This window comes from Arthrobacter sp. TJ-238 (assembly GCF_058269215.1).
The window spans coordinates 367,617-384,851 of sequence record NZ_JBZCNH010000004.1; the positions used below are offsets into that span (position 1 = coordinate 367,617).

At 70.0% G+C, this 17,235-nt stretch carries 16 protein-coding genes; 8 read left to right on the forward strand and 8 right to left on the reverse strand.

Translation table 11 applies throughout. The annotated features are described in order from the left end of the window. Positions 1–78 precede the first annotated feature (78 nt). From AC4D2O_RS10605 to AC4D2O_RS10625, 5 genes are all read left to right on the forward strand, one after another. The gene (locus AC4D2O_RS10605; RefSeq protein ID WP_490907102.1) at positions 79–1,500 is read left to right on the forward strand and encodes an FAD-dependent oxidoreductase; all 1,422 of its coding nucleotides are present in this window, start codon (positions 79–81) and stop codon (positions 1,498–1,500) included. 62 nt (positions 1,501–1,562) lie between these two features. Next, positions 1,563–2,915 (forward strand): AfsR/SARP family transcriptional regulator, encoded by a 1,353-nt coding sequence (locus AC4D2O_RS10610; protein ID WP_490907104.1) that lies wholly within the window; start codon positions 1,563–1,565, stop codon positions 2,913–2,915. A 131-nt stretch (positions 2,916–3,046) separates the two neighbouring features. Beyond that, complete coding sequence (locus AC4D2O_RS10615; protein ID WP_490907106.1) at positions 3,047–4,993, forward strand: M23 family metallopeptidase; 1,947 nt, start codon at positions 3,047–3,049, stop codon at positions 4,991–4,993. Positions 4,994–5,099: 106 nt separating this feature from the next. Then, positions 5,100–6,623 (forward strand): acetaldehyde dehydrogenase ExaC, encoded by a 1,524-nt coding sequence (gene exaC / locus AC4D2O_RS10620; RefSeq protein WP_490907500.1) that lies wholly within the window; start codon positions 5,100–5,102, stop codon positions 6,621–6,623. A gap of 8 nt (positions 6,624–6,631) precedes the next feature. Further along, positions 6,632–7,060 carry a DUF779 domain-containing protein gene (locus AC4D2O_RS10625; protein ID WP_490907108.1) on the forward strand — a complete coding sequence of 143 codons (429 nt, stop codon included), beginning with the start codon at positions 6,632–6,634 and terminating at the stop codon, positions 7,058–7,060. Between the two features lie 48 nt (positions 7,061–7,108). Here the strand turns inward: AC4D2O_RS10625 and AC4D2O_RS10630 are convergent, their stop codons facing one another. Together AC4D2O_RS10630 and AC4D2O_RS10635 are read right to left on the reverse strand one after the other, a co-directional pair. Then, positions 7,109–7,462 (reverse strand): ArsR/SmtB family transcription factor, encoded by a 354-nt coding sequence (locus tag AC4D2O_RS10630; RefSeq protein WP_490907501.1) that lies wholly within the window; start codon positions 7,460–7,462, stop codon positions 7,109–7,111. Between the two features lie 2 nt (positions 7,463–7,464). Continuing rightward, positions 7,465–8,379 carry a cation diffusion facilitator family transporter gene (locus tag AC4D2O_RS10635; RefSeq protein WP_490907110.1) on the reverse strand — a complete coding sequence of 305 codons (915 nt, stop codon included), beginning with the start codon at positions 8,377–8,379 and terminating at the stop codon, positions 7,465–7,467. 39 nt (positions 8,380–8,418) lie between these two features. On the opposite strand from AC4D2O_RS10635, the gene AC4D2O_RS10640 reads away from it, so the two are divergent. Continuing rightward, positions 8,419–9,246 (forward strand): GAF and ANTAR domain-containing protein, encoded by an 828-nt coding sequence (locus tag AC4D2O_RS10640; protein WP_490907112.1) that lies wholly within the window; start codon positions 8,419–8,421, stop codon positions 9,244–9,246. Positions 9,247–9,259: 13 nt separating this feature from the next. On the opposite strand, the gene AC4D2O_RS10645 is transcribed toward AC4D2O_RS10640, so the two are convergent. From AC4D2O_RS10645 to AC4D2O_RS10660, 4 genes are all read right to left on the reverse strand, one after another. Next, the gene (locus AC4D2O_RS10645) at positions 9,260–10,423 is read right to left on the reverse strand and encodes an asparagine synthase-related protein (protein WP_490907114.1); all 1,164 of its coding nucleotides are present in this window, start codon (positions 10,421–10,423) and stop codon (positions 9,260–9,262) included. Between the two features lie 29 nt (positions 10,424–10,452). Further along, positions 10,453–11,040 (reverse strand): hypothetical protein, encoded by a 588-nt coding sequence (locus AC4D2O_RS10650; RefSeq protein ID WP_490907116.1) that lies wholly within the window; start codon positions 11,038–11,040, stop codon positions 10,453–10,455. A 75-nt stretch (positions 11,041–11,115) separates the two neighbouring features. Then, the gene (locus AC4D2O_RS10655; protein ID WP_490907119.1) at positions 11,116–11,289 is read right to left on the reverse strand and encodes a hypothetical protein; all 174 of its coding nucleotides are present in this window, start codon (positions 11,287–11,289) and stop codon (positions 11,116–11,118) included. Between the two features lie 189 nt (positions 11,290–11,478). Next, positions 11,479–12,462: an aldo/keto reductase gene (locus AC4D2O_RS10660; RefSeq protein ID WP_490907121.1), complete on the reverse strand. Its 984-nt coding sequence runs from the start codon at positions 12,460–12,462 to the stop codon at positions 11,479–11,481. Positions 12,463–12,607: 145 nt separating this feature from the next. On the opposite strand from AC4D2O_RS10660, the gene AC4D2O_RS10665 reads away from it, so the two are divergent. Then, positions 12,608–13,255: a TetR/AcrR family transcriptional regulator gene (locus AC4D2O_RS10665; protein WP_490907502.1), complete on the forward strand. Its 648-nt coding sequence runs from the start codon at positions 12,608–12,610 to the stop codon at positions 13,253–13,255. Between the two features lie 45 nt (positions 13,256–13,300). Then, positions 13,301–15,889 carry an MMPL family transporter gene (locus tag AC4D2O_RS10670; protein ID WP_490907123.1) on the forward strand — a complete coding sequence of 863 codons (2,589 nt, stop codon included), beginning with the start codon at positions 13,301–13,303 and terminating at the stop codon, positions 15,887–15,889. A gap of 50 nt (positions 15,890–15,939) precedes the next feature. Here the strand turns inward: AC4D2O_RS10670 and AC4D2O_RS10675 are convergent, their stop codons facing one another. Both AC4D2O_RS10675 and AC4D2O_RS10680 read right to left on the reverse strand, forming a co-directional pair. After that, a complete protein-coding gene (locus AC4D2O_RS10675; RefSeq protein WP_490907125.1) occupies positions 15,940–16,464 on the reverse strand; it encodes an NUDIX domain-containing protein in 525 nt (174 codons plus the stop codon). Between the two features lie 65 nt (positions 16,465–16,529). Next, positions 16,530–17,168 carry a YitT family protein gene (locus AC4D2O_RS10680; RefSeq protein ID WP_490907127.1) on the reverse strand — a complete coding sequence of 213 codons (639 nt, stop codon included), beginning with the start codon at positions 17,166–17,168 and terminating at the stop codon, positions 16,530–16,532. Positions 17,169–17,235 lie beyond the last annotated feature (67 nt).

Consider the following 17,235-nt stretch of genomic DNA (forward strand, 5'->3'; position numbering starts at 1 on the left):
GCATTTAGAATAGGGAAGTATGCGCTTATTAGTGCGCGACGGTATCCACCAGGATCATCCCGGGAAGAAGGCTCATCAGTGTCTACCTCAGCTGCGGCTCGACCGCTGCGGGTCGCGATCATCGGCGCCGGTCCGGCAGGCGTCTACGCCGCCGACATCCTGACGAAGTCGAACGAGGTGCAGGGCGGCGACTTCGCCGTCAGCATCGACCTGTTCGACCAGTACCCAGCGCCGTACGGTCTTATCCGTTACGGGGTAGCACCTGACCACCCGCGGATCAAGGGCATCGTCAACGCGCTGCACAAGGTGCTCGACCGCGGGGACATCCGCTTCCTCGGCAACGTCAACTACGGCCGGGATCTGACGCTCTCCGACTTCCGCCGCTTCTACGACGCGGTGATCTTCGCGACGGGTGCCATCCGCGACGCCGACCTCGACATCCCCGGGGTGGAGCTCGACGGCTCCTTCGGCGGAGCGGACTTCGTCTCCTGGTACGACGGCCACCCCGATGTCAGCCGTGAGTGGCCGCTGGACGCCCGGGAGATCGCCGTGATCGGCAACGGCAACGTGGCCCTCGACGTAGCCCGCATCCTCTCCAAGCACGCCGACGACCTGCTCTCCACCGAGATCCCCGACAACGTCTACCAGGGGCTCAAGGCCTCGCCCGTCACCGACGTCCACGTCTTCGGACGCCGAGGACCGGCCCAGGTGAAGTTCACGCCGCTGGAGCTGCGTGAGCTCTCCCATTCGCGGGACGTCGACATCGTCCTCTACCCCGAGGACTTCGATTTCGACGCCGGGTCCGAGGAGCAGATCGCGACCAACAACCAGACGAAGACCATGGTGAAGACGCTCACCAACTGGCTCGTCGAGGACGAGCCGACCGGGGCGTCCCGCCGCCTGCACCTCCACTTCCTGCACTCGCCCGTCGAGATCCACGACTCACCGGAGACGCCCGGCAAGGTCGCGGGCATGAGGTTCGAGCGGACCGAGCTGACCGGCGACGGGAACGTGCGCGGGACCGGGGAGATCATCGACTACCCCGTCCAGGCCGTGTACCGCGCCATCGGGTACTTCGGCTCGGAACTGCCCGAGGTCGGATTCGACGAGAAGCGCGGCGTCATCCCCAACGAGGGCGGCCGCGTGATCGACGAGCAGGGACAGCCGGTGCCCGGCATCTACGCGACCGGGTGGATCAAGCGCGGTCCCGTCGGCCTCATCGGGCACACAAAGGGAGATGCGCTCGAGACCATCGGCTACCTCCTCGAGGACAGGCTCAACCTTCCTCCGGCCGAGGACCCGTCCGAGGACGCCATCATCGGCCTCCTCGAGGAGCGCGGCGTCCGCTACACCACCTGGGACGGGTGGCTGAAGCTGGACGCCCACGAGCTGAAGCTGGGTGCGAACTTCGTGAACACGTCCGGCAACGCCGAGGTGGTGCGCGAACGCGTGAAGCTCGTGCCCCGTGAGGACATGGTTGCCATTTCTCGCGGCGAGTAGTCCCGCTACACTGTGACCTGTCCCACGCTGCCATGCGGGACAGGTCACGAAGCGGAGTGCCGATGTCGTCGTCCCGTTCAATCCCTCTCACGGAGTTGTCCTCCGTCGCGCTGCAGCAGAAGGCGCTGGCGGCCCATGAGGCCCTGGACCAGGGCACCAGCGTCGACGGGAAGCTCCGGGGGGTCGTGCGGGAATCCTGGCTGAGGTCCCTGACGTTCCTCCCGAGCCCGTCCACGGCGCAGGCCCGCCTGTTCTGCTCCGAGGAGGAGCTCGAGGCGTACCGTCAGAGCCACCCGCTTGCGGCCATCATGCCCGTGATCGACCGGCTGCTCGTCCAGCCGAGCCTCGAATCCGGGATGCTCGTGGCCGTCGGCGACGAGAACGGCCGGCTCCTCTGGGTCGACGGTGACCGCGAGCTACGGCGTCGCGCGGAGGGCATGCTGTTCGTCCCCGGAGCGGACTGGTCGGAGGCCACCGTCGGCACGAGCGCTCCGGGCACGGCCCTGGCCCTGGAGCGCAGCGTCCAGATCGCCGGCGCGGAGCACTTCAGCCCGCAGGTCCATCCGTGGAGCTGTACGGCGGTGCCCCTGCACGACCCGGACTCCGGCACCGTCCTGGGCGTCATCGACATCACCGGTACCGCCGACGCCGTCGGGACCCACACGCTGTCGCTCGTGGAGGCGGCGGTCGCCGCAGCGGAGGCGCAACTGAGCATCCACCGGCTCCAGGGCCGCCTGCCCAGGGCACGGCGGGCCCGGTCGGCGCGCGTGCCCGCCGCGCTCTACCGGAACAGCCTGCAGATCCTGGGGTCGGACCACGGCGTGGTGCACGCGGGAGGAGCATCGCTGGAGCTCAGCCTCCGCCATGCGGAACTGCTGACCCTCCTGGCCCTGCACCCGGAGGGCCTCACCGCGGACCAGCTCGCCACGATGGCCTATCCGGAGGACGCTTCGGGGACGACCGTCCGGGCGGAGATGCTCCGGCTGCGCAAGGTCCTGGCCGAGCACGGCAAGGCGATCGTGCCGCAGTCCCGGCCCTACCGCTTGCCGGGAGAGCTGGTGGTCGACGCGGTTCAGGTGCTGAACTACCTCCACCGCGGGGCGCACCGCATGGCGCTCGCCATCTACCGGGGTCCCGTCCTCCCGCGGTCGCAGGCGCCGGCCATCAGGCGCCTCCGCAGCGAGGTGTCCACGCTCCTGCGGGACGCCGTCCTCACCGACGGCTCTCCCGAGACGGTGCTCGACTATCTCGCGCTCGCGGAGGCCGAGTACGACATCGAGGCATGGCAACTGGCGCTCAGGGTCCTGCCCCGGCGCTCACCGCGGCGAGCCGTCGTCGTCGCACACACGGAGTGGCTGGAGGCGGAACTGGGGGTTCCGCCGTCGTTACTCGCAGCTTCTCCCAAAATCCGTTAGCGAATCGCAATGATCGGTCGCAATCGACCCTGTGAGCGGGCTAACGTTGTCCCCGTGGGCCGGGTAACCGGCGGACCGGAACGTCCGTCGGTCGAGCGCACCGTTCGCACAGCAATCTCAAGGGGATTTTCGTGACCCAGGCAGGCCGGCACCCGGAAACGGCGAGGGTGCAGAACCGGAGTCCCCGTAGCTCCCGCACGAAGGTGAACGCGAGTCTGGCCATGGTCGTCTGCTTCGTGGGCTTCCAGGGCATCGTCCCGCAGTCATCGGGCCCCGCAGCCGCTTTCTCGACCAACTCGGGTGCGATCATGTCGGACGGCATCCATCCGACGGGGACCGTGGGCCCCTCGATGCTCCTCCCGCTGGAGGGCTCCGACGCACCCGACTCCCTCGACCGCCGGTCCGTCCGAGCAGATGCAGGCACCGACGCAGCCGCAGGCACCGACGCAGGCACCGACGCAAACACCGACACCAACGCCGACCCGGAGACCGCAGGGGGCACCAGGGGTGAGGGCACCGCCGCGACTGCGACCGGCATCTCGGCCCGACCGTCCGCGGGAAGTCTGTTCGCACCCCTCGAAGGCCTCTCCCCGAGTTCTCCCTTCGGATCCCGCACGAGCCCCATCACGGGCGAGGCCGGCGAGTTCCACACGGGCCAGGACTACGCGGCGCCCTGTGGTACCCCGGTGTACGCTGCCGACGCCGGTACCGTGCGAGCCGTCGGCTGGCACCAGTGGGGTGGCGGCAACCGTGTGGAGGTCGACCACGGCAACGGCCTCATCACCACGTACAACCACCTCCGGGCCGTCTCGGTCAGGGAGGGCGACACCGTCAGGGGTGGCGAGGCGATCGCGGAGGTCGGGACCACCGGCTCCTCGACCGGATGCCACCTCCACTTCGAGACCATCCTCGACGGCGAGCACGTCGACCCGCTGCGGTGGAGGCTTGTCTCCGCGCAGCACATCGCCCCCAGGGGCGCGCTGCAGGACTACTCTCCCGGGGGCAACGGTGCTGCCGACATCCCCGTCTGGGCGCGGTCCTCGACCCGTTCCGACCAGTACGACCATATGGCGGATGTGCTGCCCATGGCACCCGGCCCGTCGAGGGGTACAGGTGCTGCTTCCGCCCAGGACAGCACTCCGCCCGTACCGCCGGCGGTGCCGACACGGGACGTGAAGACGCCGGAGAAGACACCGGATAAGACACCGCCTGAGGCAACCAAGCCGCCGCCGGTCAAGCCGACGCCGAGCCCGACGCCGGTCAAGCCGACACCGGAAAAGACGCCGAGCCCGACGCCGGTCAAGCCGACGCCGGTCAAGCCGACACCGGAAAAGACGCCGAGCCCGACGCCGGTCAAGCCGACGCCGGTCAAGCCGACACCGGAGCAGGCACCGGTTACGCCGACGCCGGTTACGCCGACGCCGGTCAAGCCGACGCCGAGCCCGACGCCGACACCGACACCGACACCGACACCGACACCGACACCGACACCGACACCGACACCGACACCGACACCGACACCGACACCGACACCGACACCGACACCGACACCGACACCGACACCGACACCGACACCGACACCGACACCGACACCGACACCGACACCGGAGCCGACGCCGGTTACGCCGCCGGTCACGCCGGACCCGACACCGGAGCCCACGCCGGACCCGACACCGGAGCCCACACCGGACCCGACACCGGAGCCCACACCGGACCCGACACCGGACCCGACACCGGACCCGACACCGGACCCGACACCGGACCCGACACCGTCGGTCACGCCGCCGGAGCCGGGCGCGACGCCTCCTCCCGAAACCCTGCCGGGCACCACCCTGCCGGCGGGATCGACCACCGAGCCGTCCTGCGACACCGATCCGACGGCCCCTGTATCCGAGGAGCCGGTACCGGGTGCTGCCCCCGCACCGGGGGAGGATCCCACCGATCCGTCGTGCGACGAGCCGGGCACGCCTGACCCGGGTTCCGATCCCGCCCCCGGCACGGGCCCGGAGGGTCCGGCCACGCCGGCTGCCGCACCGCCGGTGCTCGCAGCAGCGCCGCCGACCCACGAACAGGGCTAGCGGTACGGTTCCTCCGGGCATGCAACGTCGTTGCAACCTTCGGGTTCCTAGGCTGTGCACCAGGGACGACGACGTCCTGCACACCCGGAGTTCAAGGAGTTGGATGATGACTGCTTACGCCCAGCCTGGCCAGGACGGATCGAAGGTCAGTTTCAAGCCGCGGTACGAGAACTGGATCGGCGGCGAGTGGGTGCCTCCCATCAAGGGCCAGTACTTCGAGAACATCTCCCCGGTGACGGGCAAGCCCTTCTGTGAGGTGGCACGCGGTACGGCGGAGGACATCGAGCTGGCGCTCGATGCGGCCCACAAAGCCGCTCCCTCCTGGGGCAAGACATCCGTGGCGGAGCGGGCCCTCATCCTGAACCGCATCGCGGACCGCATGGAGGAGAACCTCGAGATGCTCGCGGTCGCCGACACCTGGGACAACGGGAAGCCCATCCGTGAGACCCTCGCCGCGGACCTTCCCCTCGCGATCGACCACTTCCGGTACTTCGCCAGCGCCATCCGCGCCCAGGAGGGCCACCTGTCCCAGCTGGACGAGGACATGACGGCCTACCACTACCACGAGCCGCTCGGCGTCGTCGGGCAGATCATCCCGTGGAACTTCCCCATCCTCATGGCCACGTGGAAGCTCGCCCCCGCTGTCGCGGCCGGCAACGCCGTCGTGCTGAAGCCGGCCGAGCAGACGCCGTCGTCGATCCTCGTGCTCATGGAGCTGATCAGCGACATCCTCCCGGCGGGCGTCATCAACGTCGTCAACGGCTTCGGCGTGGAGGCAGGGAAGCCGCTCGCCTCGAGCAAGCGCATCCGGAAGATCGCGTTCACCGGCGAGACGACCACGGGCCGGCTGATCAGCCAGTACGCGAGCCAGAACCTCATCCCGGTCACGCTCGAGCTCGGCGGCAAGAGCCCGAACATCTTCTTCTCCGACGTCGCCGAGAGCAACGACTCCTTCTACGACAAGGCCCTCGAGGGCTTCGCGCTGTTCGCGCTGAACCAGGGCGAGGTCTGCACCTGCCCCTCGCGCGCCCTCGTGCAGGATTCCATCTACGACTCGTTCATGGCGGACGCGATCGCCCGCGTCGAGAAGATGGTGCAGGGCAACCCGCTGGACACCGACACGCAGGTGGGAGCCCAGGCGTCGAACGACCAGCTGGAGAAGATCCTCTCCTACATGGACATCGGCCGGCAGGAGGGTGCCAAGGTCCTCGTCGGCGGCGAACGGAACCTGCTCGACGGCGACCTCGCCGAGGGGTACTACGTAAAGCCCACGGTGTTCGAGGGGACCAACAGCATGCGGGTGTTCCAGGAGGAGATCTTCGGCCCGGTGGTCTCGGTCACGCGCTTCAACGACTACGCCGAGGCACTCGAGATCGCCAATGACACCCTCTACGGGCTCGGGGCCGGCGTCTGGTCGAGGAACGGCAACATCGCCTACCGTGCCGGACGCGAGATCCAGGCCGGCCGGGTGTGGGTGAACAACTACCACGCCTACCCCGCGGGCGCGGCGTTCGGAGGGTACAAGTCCTCCGGCATCGGCCGCGAGAACCACGCCATGATGCTCGATCATTACCAGCAGACCAAGAACCTGCTGGTCAGCTACTCCGAATCCAAGCTCGGATTCTTCTAGGGGGCACCATGACCGTCGAAGCGTCGGTGACCATCCCGGGGGAGACCTTCTCACGGGTGGCCCTCACGGACAGCGCCGTCGAACTGCTGGACAAGCTGTGGCTGATCCACGGGCCGCTGATGTTCCACCAGTCCGGCGGGTGCTGCGACGGCTCGTCACCGATGTGCTACCCGGCGGGCGAGTTCATCACGGCCGAGGCGGACGTGCTGCTCGGCGTCCTCGACATCTCGCCCGGTGCGCGGGGCCGCACCGGTGCCGCCCCGGACGGGACGGCCGACGATCCCCGGCTCATCGACTTCTGGATGTCGCGGGAGCAGTTCGAGTACTGGCGCCACACGCACCTGACGGTCGACGTGGTGCCCGGGCGGGGGAGCGGCTTCTCGGTGGAGGCGCCGGAGGGGAAGAGGTTCCTGATCCGCTCACGCCTCATGGGCTAGGAGGTACACCGGAAGGGGTCGGCGCGGAGGTCGCGGCGGCCCCTTCCGTCATGAGTGCTCCGCGAGCCTGCCCACCGTGGGTCCGGGGTGCGCGTGGTGCCCCGGGTGGCCGGGATCAACGGCGAGGACGATCCCGAGGAGGTCGGTCAGCGCGTGGCCGAGCTTCGGGTCGACGAGCTCGTAGCGTGACCGACGGCCTTCGGGTACCGACACCACGAGCCCGCAGCCGCGAAGGCAGGAGAGGTGGTTGGACAGGCTCTGCCGGCTGACACCGAGCAGACCGGCGAGATCGCTGGGATAGGCGGGCGCGTCCCGCAGCGCCACCAGGATCCGCACGCGGGTCGGGTCGGACAGCGCGGTGCCCACGCGCTGCAGCACCGAGGTGGAGGTCAGTGTCTGCAGCATCAGTGGCTCAGCTCCGTCTCGTGGGGCACGTGGTCCAGGGGTTCGATCTGGAAGGTGCAGTGGTCGATGCTCACGGCGAAGTGTCCGGCCACGCACTCCTGGAGCTGGTCGAGGACCGCGTGGGCGGACCCGTCGCGGTAGCATTCGTCGTCGACGACGATGTGCGCGGTGAGCACGGGCAGCCCGGTGGCGATCTGCGTGATGTGGAGGTCGTGGACGTCCCGTACCTGCGGCAGGCGGGCGATGTGGGCGCGCACCTCCTCGAGGTCGATCCCGGCGGGCGTGGATTCGAGCAGTACGTCGATGGTCTCGCGCAGCAGCTTGAGGGTGCGAGGGATGATCAGGGCGCCCAGGAGGAGGGCCACGACGGCGTCCGCCCGCATCCAGCCGGTCAGGGTGATGACGACGGCGGCGACGATCACCGCGACGGACCCCAGCGCGTCGTTGAGCACCTCGAGGAACGCGGCCCTCAGGTTGAAGCTGGCGGCGCGGTGGCGGGAGAGGAGGGCGAGGGCGGCGAGATTGCCCGCGAGGCCGATCGCCCCGAAGACGATCATCCCCGGAGCGGCGACGTCCTCCGGGGCGATGAGGCGTCGGACGCCCTCGATCAGCACGTACGCTCCCACCGCGAGCAGGAAGGCCGCCTGCAGCAGGGCGGCAATCACCTCGGCCCGCCGGAATCCCCAGGAGCGGCGCGGCGTGGCGGGCCGGACCGAGAGGGTCGCGGCGCCGAGGGCCATCGCCAGGCCGGCGGCGTCGGTCAGGACGTGGACGGAGTCGAAGAGCAGGGCGAGGCTGCCGGTCCACAGTGCACCGCCGACCTGCAGTACGAACACGGTGAGCGTGATGGCCAGAGCGCCGGCGAGCGGACCACGCCTGCCCGCATCTGCCGGTGCCTGGTGATGGGAACCCATACCCCGATAGTACAGCGGAGCATGAACCTTAGGTGCTGCATGATGGCACTGGTACGGTGGCGGTCCCTGGCCGGGCAGTTCGTGCTCCACGAGCGCCGTGCCGCGTCAGGCACGGGAGCCATCATGGCCATGAAGGACGGGCACGACCTGGACGACAACTGGATCGCACCACAGGACGACATCGCCCTCCGACTGGGCGACCTCGCTCGGTCCCTCCAGAGGGAGAACTCCGAGGACGCCGTCCTCGAACGGCTCGTACGGACCGCGGTGATGCTCGTGCCCGGCGCCGACGAGGCATCGATCACCCTGGTGACCGGCCGCAGCGGGGTGCAGTCCCGGGCGCCGTCCGGAGACCTCGCCCGCACTGTCGACGAGCTCCAGGAACGCACGGGGGAGGGGCCGTGCATGAGCGCCGTCTACCACGAGCGAACCGTCACCGTGCCGGACCTGCGGACCGAGCAGCGCTGGCCGAGGTTCTCGGCCGGCGCCGCGGATGCCGGAGCAGGCAGCATGCTCTGCTTCCGGCTCTTCGTCGAGGGCGACAACCTCGGCGCCATGAACCTCCTGGGCCGCTCGGCGCACGCCTTCGGCGAGGAGTCCGAGTACGTCGGGGCGCTGGTCGCGTCCCATGCCGCCGTCGCCGTCGCCGATGCGCAGAAACTCCACCAGTTCAAGGACGCCATCGCCACCAGGGACCTGATCGGCCAGGCGAAGGGAATCCTCATGGAGAGGTACGGCCTGACGGCCGGTCAGGCGTTCATCATGCTGGTGCAGGTCTCCACGACGTCGAACCTGAAGCTCCTTGCGGTCGCCGAGGAGCTGGCCACCACGGGCAGCCTCCCGGTACGCACCCGCGGGAAGCCGTGAGGCGAGCTGAGCGTCAGGTGATGTCGTGCTGCTGCAGCCACAGTTCCAGGACGCCGAGCTGCCACAGCATGTTGTTGCCGCCGGGGCTGTAGTGGACGTTGGGGCTTTCGAGCAGGTGGTCCACGTACTCGGCACGGAACAGCCCCCGGTCCTTCGCCTCGGGTGCCCGGAGGGCGTCGCGCACAGTAGTGAGGAGCGGCTCGGCGAGGTACTTGACCGGAGGCACGGGGAAGTAGCCCTTCGGCCGGTCGATGACCTCGGCAGGGATGACCCTGCGTGCAAGGTCCTTCAGGACGCCCTTGCCGCCCTGCGTCGCCTTCAGCTCGGGCGGGCACTGCGCTGCCAGCCGCACGAGGTCCTGGTCGAGGAAGGGCACACGTGCCTCGAGGCCCCACGCCATGGTCATGCTGTCCACGCGCTTGACGGGATCGTCCACGAGCAGCAGGTGGGTGTCGAGGCGCAGCACGGCGTCGAGCGCCGTCTCCGCGCCGGGCGCACCGAGGTGCGCTGCCAGCAGGGCCCGGCTCACGTCGGTCGGCACGAGCCACTCGGGCTCGACGACGTCGGCGATGTCCTCGTGCGTCCGGTCGAGGAACGCTCCGGTGAAGGCGTCCAGCGCCGCGTCGCGGGCGACAGTGCCGGCGGGCTGGTGGTAGGCGTAACCGGCGAACACCTCGTCGGCGCCCTGGCCGGACTGCACCACCTTGATGTGCTCCGAGACGATCTTCGACAGCAGGTAGAACCCGGTGACGTCCTGCGTGCCCATGGGTTCCGTCATCGCGGCGATCGTGTCCTGGATGGCGGGTACCAGTTCGCTGCCGTCGATACGGATCCTGTGGTGCCGGGTGCCGTACTTCTCGGCGATCAGGTCCGAGTAGCGGAACTCGTCGCCCTCCTCCCCGCCCGCGCCGTCGAACCCGATGCTGAAGGTGCTGAGCCCTTCCTGCCCGAGTTCGGCGAGCAGGGCGACGATCAGGCTGGAGTCGACGCCGCCCGAGAGCAGCACTCCCACCGGGACGTCCGAGACGAGGCGCCTGCGGACGGCCGTGGTGAGGGAGTCGTGGAGGGCGTCCTGCCAGTCGCCGGCCGTCCAGTCGGCCTTGTCGGGGTCGCGGACGTAGTCGGGCCTCCAGTACACGCGGTCGCGCCGGCCGCCGTCGGCGTCGATGACCCGCACCGTGGCCGGCGGCAGCTTCCGGACGCCCTTCAGGATGGTCCGGGGGCGGGCACGATCGAGTGCCAGCTCAGGTAGTGGTGGAGGGCGACGTCGTCGATCGACGTGTCGATCCCGCCTCCGGCCACGAGGGCGGGAAGGGTAGAGGCGAAGCGCACCCTCCCGGGAAGGTCCGCGACGTAAAGAGGCTTGATCCCGAGGCGGTCCCGCGCCATGACGACGCGCTGCCGGGGCTCGTCCACGATCACGACGGCGAACATGCCAACGAGGTGATCCACGAAGTCCCCGCCCCATCGGACGTACGCGCGCAGGATGACCTCGGTGTCGCTCGTCGAGGAGAACACGGCATCACCGCCCAGTTCGGCCCTGAGCTCGGGGTAGTTGTAGATGCAGCCGTTGAACACGATGCACAGTCCCGAGGCGGGATCGTGCATCGGCTGGGCCCCGGCGTCGGTGAGGTCGATGACGGTCAGGCGCCGGTGTCCCAGGGCGACCCAGCCGTTGGTCCAGCTACCGTGGCCATCCGGGCCCCGCGACTCCATGGCGGCCGCCATGCGCGCCACGGGCTGTTCTTCGGCGCGAGCACCACGGAAGGCCATCTCACCGGCGATCCCACACATTCGTTCCCCTCTCCCTGTACCCGGGCTCCACCGGTCGCGGAGCTCCTGCTGGCAACCGGCCCGTCACCGTCGCCGTCAGCCGCGCGGGTGCACGGCGTCCGGCTCGTCGGAGGGCTTGGGCATCAACTGCACCGTCGGCCGGGCCTGCCGGGCCTGCTGGGCCTGCCGGGACTCCGACGCCGCCATGAGCAGCGTCGACACGGCGATCAGCCCCCCGACGGCCACGAGGCAGAAGGCGGCGGTCAGCACCAGCGGGAGGCGGAGGAATTCGGCGACCCCCCGCTGGAGGCGGTTGGCCTCGTGGAGCCCGCCCGAGCCGCGCAGGGGATCGGAACCGTCCCCCCGTCGAATTGTGAAGCATGCTTACTGTCTAGCACCCGGGGGTGGCGGGCGGTCGGGAAGATTGCGCTTGCGGACCGTCCGTCGTGCTGGCCCCGGCTAGCGGTCGACGCCTGACATGTCCTCGTAGCGGTCACCGACGGGCGCGGCCACGGCGTCCAGCTGCGCGAGCTGCCCCGGCGAGAGAACGAGGCCGTCCGCCGCCACGTTCTCCTCCAGGTACCGCACCTGCTTGGTGCCCGGGATCGGCGCGATGTCCGTGCCCTGCGCGAGCAGCCAGGCGAGCGCGACCTGGCCCGGTGTGGCCTCGAGCTGCCGCGCGACGTCGTCCACCTGTTCGACGATCCGGATGTTCGCCTGCAGGTTCTCCCCGGCGAAGCGCGGATTGTTGCGGCGGAAATCGGACGCGTCGAGCTGGTCGACCGAGCGGATGGTCCCCGTCAGGAAACCGCGCCCGAGAGGGGAGTAGGGGACGAAGCCGATGCCGAGCTCGCGCACCAGCGGCAGGATCTCGTGTTCCGGGTCCCTGCTCCACAGCGAGTACTCGGTCTGCAGCGCAGTCACCGGGTGGACGGCGTGTGCCCTCCGGATGGTGCCGGGCGCCGCCTCGGACAGGCCGATGTGGCGGATCTTGCCGTCCTGCACGAGCTGCGCCAGGGCACCCATGGTGTCCTCGACGGGCACCGAGGGGTCCATGCGGTGCTGGTAGTACAGGTCGATGTGGTCCGTGCCCAGCCGCCGCAGCGACCCCTCGACGGACAGACGTACGTTCTCCGGGCTGCCGTCGAGGCCCCGCCCGCCGTCGGCGGTGTGGCGGATGGTGCCGAACTTCGTGGCCAGCACCACCTCGTCGCGCCTGCCCTGGAAGGCCCGGCCGACCAGTTCCTCATTCGTGTAAGGGCCGTAGATCTCGGCGGTGTCGAAGAAGGTGACGCCGAGATCGAGGGCCCGGTGCAGGGTGGCGGTCGAGCCGGCGTCGTCCTTACCACTGCCGGTGTAGAACGCCGACATGCCCATGCAGCCGAGGCCGAGCCGGGAGACATCCAGACCGGAGTCGGAGGAACCGAGGGTGATGGTCTTCATGGGAGCCGCCTTCCAGGAGGGAGTCGCCGGGGGTGTCGTGCCTGGGCCAGAGTACGCCGCCGCGGGGGATCGTGGGCGAGGATTTCCGGCGGAGCTTTCGTTGCACAGTGTGCAATATTTCCTCTACTCTGGGACGGTGCTGGAGATGACCGAGAGCGCGGAGCCGGTAGGGCGCCGTGAGCAGAACAAGATCGACACCCGACGCGCCATCGCCGACGCCGCCTTCCACCTCGCCCTGTCCGTGGGGCCGGGCTCGTTCACGGCGGACCAGATCGCGGAGCGCGCAGGGGTCTCGCGGCGCACGTTCTTCAACTACTTCCACAGCGCGGAGGACGCCCTGACGGTCCGCACCGACGGGTTCCTCGACCTGGCCCTCGAGGTCTTCGGCCGGATGCCGCAGGACGAACCGCTGTTCGACTCCATCGTCCGGGCCTTCACGGAGACCACCCGTATGGAGGGTCTTTCCCAGCACGGCGCCCTGTTCCGCATGGCCAGCACCAACCCGGACCTCCTGCGGGCGCAGTTGCATGCGTGGGAGCGCGCCGAGGCGCGGATCGTCGAGGGGCTGCGCCGGCGTCTCGGCTCCGGCGCGTCCGATCTCTACCTCACGGCCCTCGTGGGCAGCGTGCTGTCCTGTACCAAGGCCGCCATGCGCGACTGGGCGGCCAACACGCCCGGATCCGCCGCCGACTCCGGGCTGCAGCTCGAAGGACGCATCCTCTCGGCGCTGACCATGCTGCGCGACGGTTTCTCCGATCCCGCACCCGGCGCCGCTTCCCTCCCCGGCGCCTGACTCTTCCCGCCCCTCGTCCGTCTTCCTCCCGCTAGGACTTCCCCAATGGCCTTTCTGCTCTACCGACTCGGTTCGTTCGCCTTCCGGCGGCGGTGGTGGGTCGTCTCCGCGTGGCTCGCGATCATGCTCGCCGTCGGTGGCGCCGCCGTCGCCTTCTCCGGCACCCTGACGAACAACTTCACCATCCCCGGCACGGAGTCGCAGCGCATCTCGGACCGGCTGCGGGAGGAACTGCCCGAGGCAGTGGGCGGCACGGGCACGGTGGTGTTCACCACCGACGACGGCGCAGCCTTCTCGCCCGAGCAGCGCGACGGCGTGACGTCGGCGCTGGCCGCGATCGCGGAGCTCGACGGCGTGCGGGGCGTCGTCGATCCGTTCGACGTGTCGGACCAGGTGGCGTCCGGCGCCGCCGAGCTCGAGGCGGGGCGTGCCGAACTGGAGGCGAGCGAGCAGCAGCTGGCTGCCGGCGAGCAGCAGCTCGAGCAGGGCCAGGCCCAGCTCGACGCCCAGCGCGCCCAGTTCGACCAGGCCCGTGCGCAGCTCCCGCCCGCGCAGGCCGCGGCCACGGAGCAGCAGCTCGAGCAGGGCCAGGCCCAGCTCGACGCCAGCCGCACCGAGCTCGAGGCGGGGCGCGAGCAGCTCGAGTCCGCCGGCACCGAACTCGAGCTCGCCCAGCGTCAGCTGGACGCGGGCTCCGGCGTGCGCCTGCTGTCCGAGGACGGCACCGCCGCCGTGGCCAGCGTGCAGTTCGACCAGCAGATCAACGCCGTCTCGCCCGAACTCCGCGAGGCCGTGCAGGAGGAGGCGGACGGTGCCTCGTCCGCCGGCGTCACGGTGGACTACAGCAAGGAGATCGTCGAGGACGTCTCGGGGATCGTGGGCGCCACGGAGATCATCGGGCTGGCCGTCGCCGCCGTCGTGCTCATCCTGATGCTCGGCACCCTCATCGCCGCCGGGCTGCCGCTCCTCATGGCCATCGTCGGGGTGGGCGTCGGCGTGGGCATCACCTTCGCCCTGTCGGGCCTGATCGAGATGAACAGCATCTCGCCGGTGCTCGCCCTCATGCTCGGCCTCGCCGTCGGCATCGACTACTCACTGTTCATCGTGAACCGGCACCGCACCCAGCTGCTGCGCGGTATGGAGATGCAGGAGTCGATCGCCCGGGCCACCGGGACCGCCGGCAACGCCGTCCTCTTCGCCGGCATCACGGTGATCGTGGCGCTCGCCGCGCTCGCAGTACCCGGCCTGCCGTTCCTCACCGTCATGGGCCTGTCCGCCGCGGGCACCGTCGCGGTGTCCGTCCTCGTGGCACTCACCCTCACGCCGGCCCTGCTCGCCCTGATGGGACGGCGGGTCGTCTCGAAGCGGCGCTGGGCGAAGGCCCACGGGCACAAGCACTCCGCTGCCGCTCCCCCGGACACGGAGGCGGGCGAGTCCTGGGCCGACGAGCGCGCGGCGAAGGGCGCCGGCTGGGGCGGGTTCGCCACCCGGAAGCCGATCCTCACGGTCCTCGCAGGCGTGCTCCTGCTGGGCGTCATCGCCGTCCCGGCGACGCAACTGCGCGTGGGGCTGCCCGACGGCGGCACCGAACCCGCCGATTCGACGGCGTTCCAGGCCTACAGCACCATCGGGGAAAAGTTCGGCGCAGGGACCAACGGCCCGCTGATCGTCGTCGGATCACTGCCGGAGACGGCCGACGAGGCGGAACTCACGGCCCTGCGGCTCGACGTGAACGATGTGCTGAGCGAGATGCCCGATGTCGCAGCCTCCGTCCCCGCGACCGTGAGCGAGGACGGCCGGACGGCGATCTTCCAGGTCATCCCCGAGGAGGGACCGGCCAGCGAGACCACGGAGAACCTCGTCCGGGATCTCCGTGCGGCCACCGACGACGTGGAGGAGCAGACCGGTGTGCCCATCGCCGTCACGGGCCAGACCGCGGCGAACATCGACGTATCCGCGAAGCTCATGGAGGCGCTGCCGCTCTACCTCGGCATCGTCGTGGGGCTGTCGCTGATCCTGCTTCTGCTCGTGTTCCGCTCGATCCTCGTGCCCGTCATCGCCACGGCCGGGTTCCTGCTCTCGCTGCTGGCCAGCTTCGGTGCGACGGTGGCCATCTACCAGTGGGGCTGGCTGGGCGACGTCTTCGGGGTCACGAACCCGGGCCCCATCCTGAGCTTCCTGCCGATCATCCTGATCGGTGTGCTGTTCGGCCTCGCGATGGACTACCAGATGTTCCTGGTCTCGGGCATGCGCGAGGCCTACGTCCACGGCGATGATCCGAAGGCCGCGGTGCGCATCGGGTTCAGCCACGGTGCGCGCGTGGTCACGGCGGCGGCGATCATCATGGTCTCGGTGTTCGCGGGCTTCGTGTTCTCCCACCTGGCCATGGTGCGCCCCATCGGTTTCGGGCTCGCGCTCGGCGTGCTGCTCGATGCCTTCGTGGTGCGCATGACCCTCGTGCCGGCGGCGATGTACCTGCTCGGGCGGCACGCCTGGTGGCTGCCCGCGTGGCTGGGGCGGATCCTGCCCGACGTGGACGTCGAGGGCGCGAAGCTCCAGCGCGACGAGCCCGGGAACCCGGCTGCTCACGACCGCGGCGAGGACGACAGGAAATCGGTCGCCGTGCACGTCTAGGGTCGTCGCTCGTCGGCGTCGCGACGTGACGTACTGCTCGACGCTTGGCTTCAGTGCAGCAGGTGCGCGCAGCTGAAGTGGTGGTTCTCCCGGGCGCCCTGGGCCCGGGCGAGCGGCACGAAGTAGCACCGGAAGAGCAGACCCGTGTCCGAGCCGGGCCCGCCGGACCCGGGGCCCGCGCCCCCGGTCACCCTGTGGTCCCAGGACGACCGCGGGTCGTCGGTCTCCGCGGCGAAGAAGACCGTGACGGTGCCGGGGTCGGCGTCGTCTGCCGCCAGGTGCGCGACGCCGACCTCCATCAGCGGGCCGGTGAGGACGAGCCCGGTCTCCTCGAGGACCTCCCGCCGGGCGGCGTCGTCGAGCGTCTCGTCCGCGTCCACACCACCGCCGGGCACCTGTGTCCCGGCGTCGGGGTGGTGGACGTGGTCGAAGACCAGGACCTCGCGCCCGGAGCCCCGCCCCCGGAGGACGTAGGTCGCAGCCCGGACCCGCGGCCTGGGCGGAGAACCGTCGAGGGCTCCGTCAGGTGCTGTGCCGGGTGCTGTGGGTGCTGGGTTTGACGCCTGGTCGTCCATCGCTCCACGGTAGCCCCGTGTCCCCCCCGGGGCTGTGGGCGTGTGCGGCACCGCCGACGGCACGGTCACGTGCCGAGGTAGCGCCCGGGCCGGTGGTTGAGGGCCAGTACGAGGTTCAGCAGCACGGCCCCGACGGCGGACAGCAGGACGCTTCCCGGTGCGACGACGGTGAAGGCGGCGAGGACGACGGTCGTATCGAGCACCATCTGCACGTAGCCGGCGCGCCAGTTCAGGCGCTCCTGCAGCATGAGGGCCAGGATGTTGAACCCGCCGAGGCTCGCCTTGTGCCGGAACAGGATCAGGAGCCCGACGCCGGCCAGCAGGTTCCCTCCGAGCGCCGCGTACAGGGGGTCCACCGTCAGATCCCCGAGTGCGATCGGGTGCAGGGCGGACAGTCCCGAGACCAGTGCCACGGCGGCGATCGTCCGCAGCGTGAAGTCCCAGCCCTTCTTCCAGACGGCGAGGGCGAAGAACGGCACATTGACGGCGAAGAACAGGACGCCGAAGGGCAGCCCGCCGACGTAGCTCAGCAGCAGGGCGAGGCCCGCGGTCCCGCCCGTGACGGCGCCGCTGGTCTTCAGCAGGAACAGGCCGAGCGACACGGTGAAGGTGCCCGTCACGATCCCCAGGACGTCCTCCACTACGGAATGCCGGACGACGCCGTCCTCCTCCTCGAGGCCGGGGCGGGGCGCTGTGGTGTCCATGGCGGCAAGCTACCACCGGTGGACCGGGCCGAAGGCACGGATGCCCGTGGATGTGGGGCAACGCACA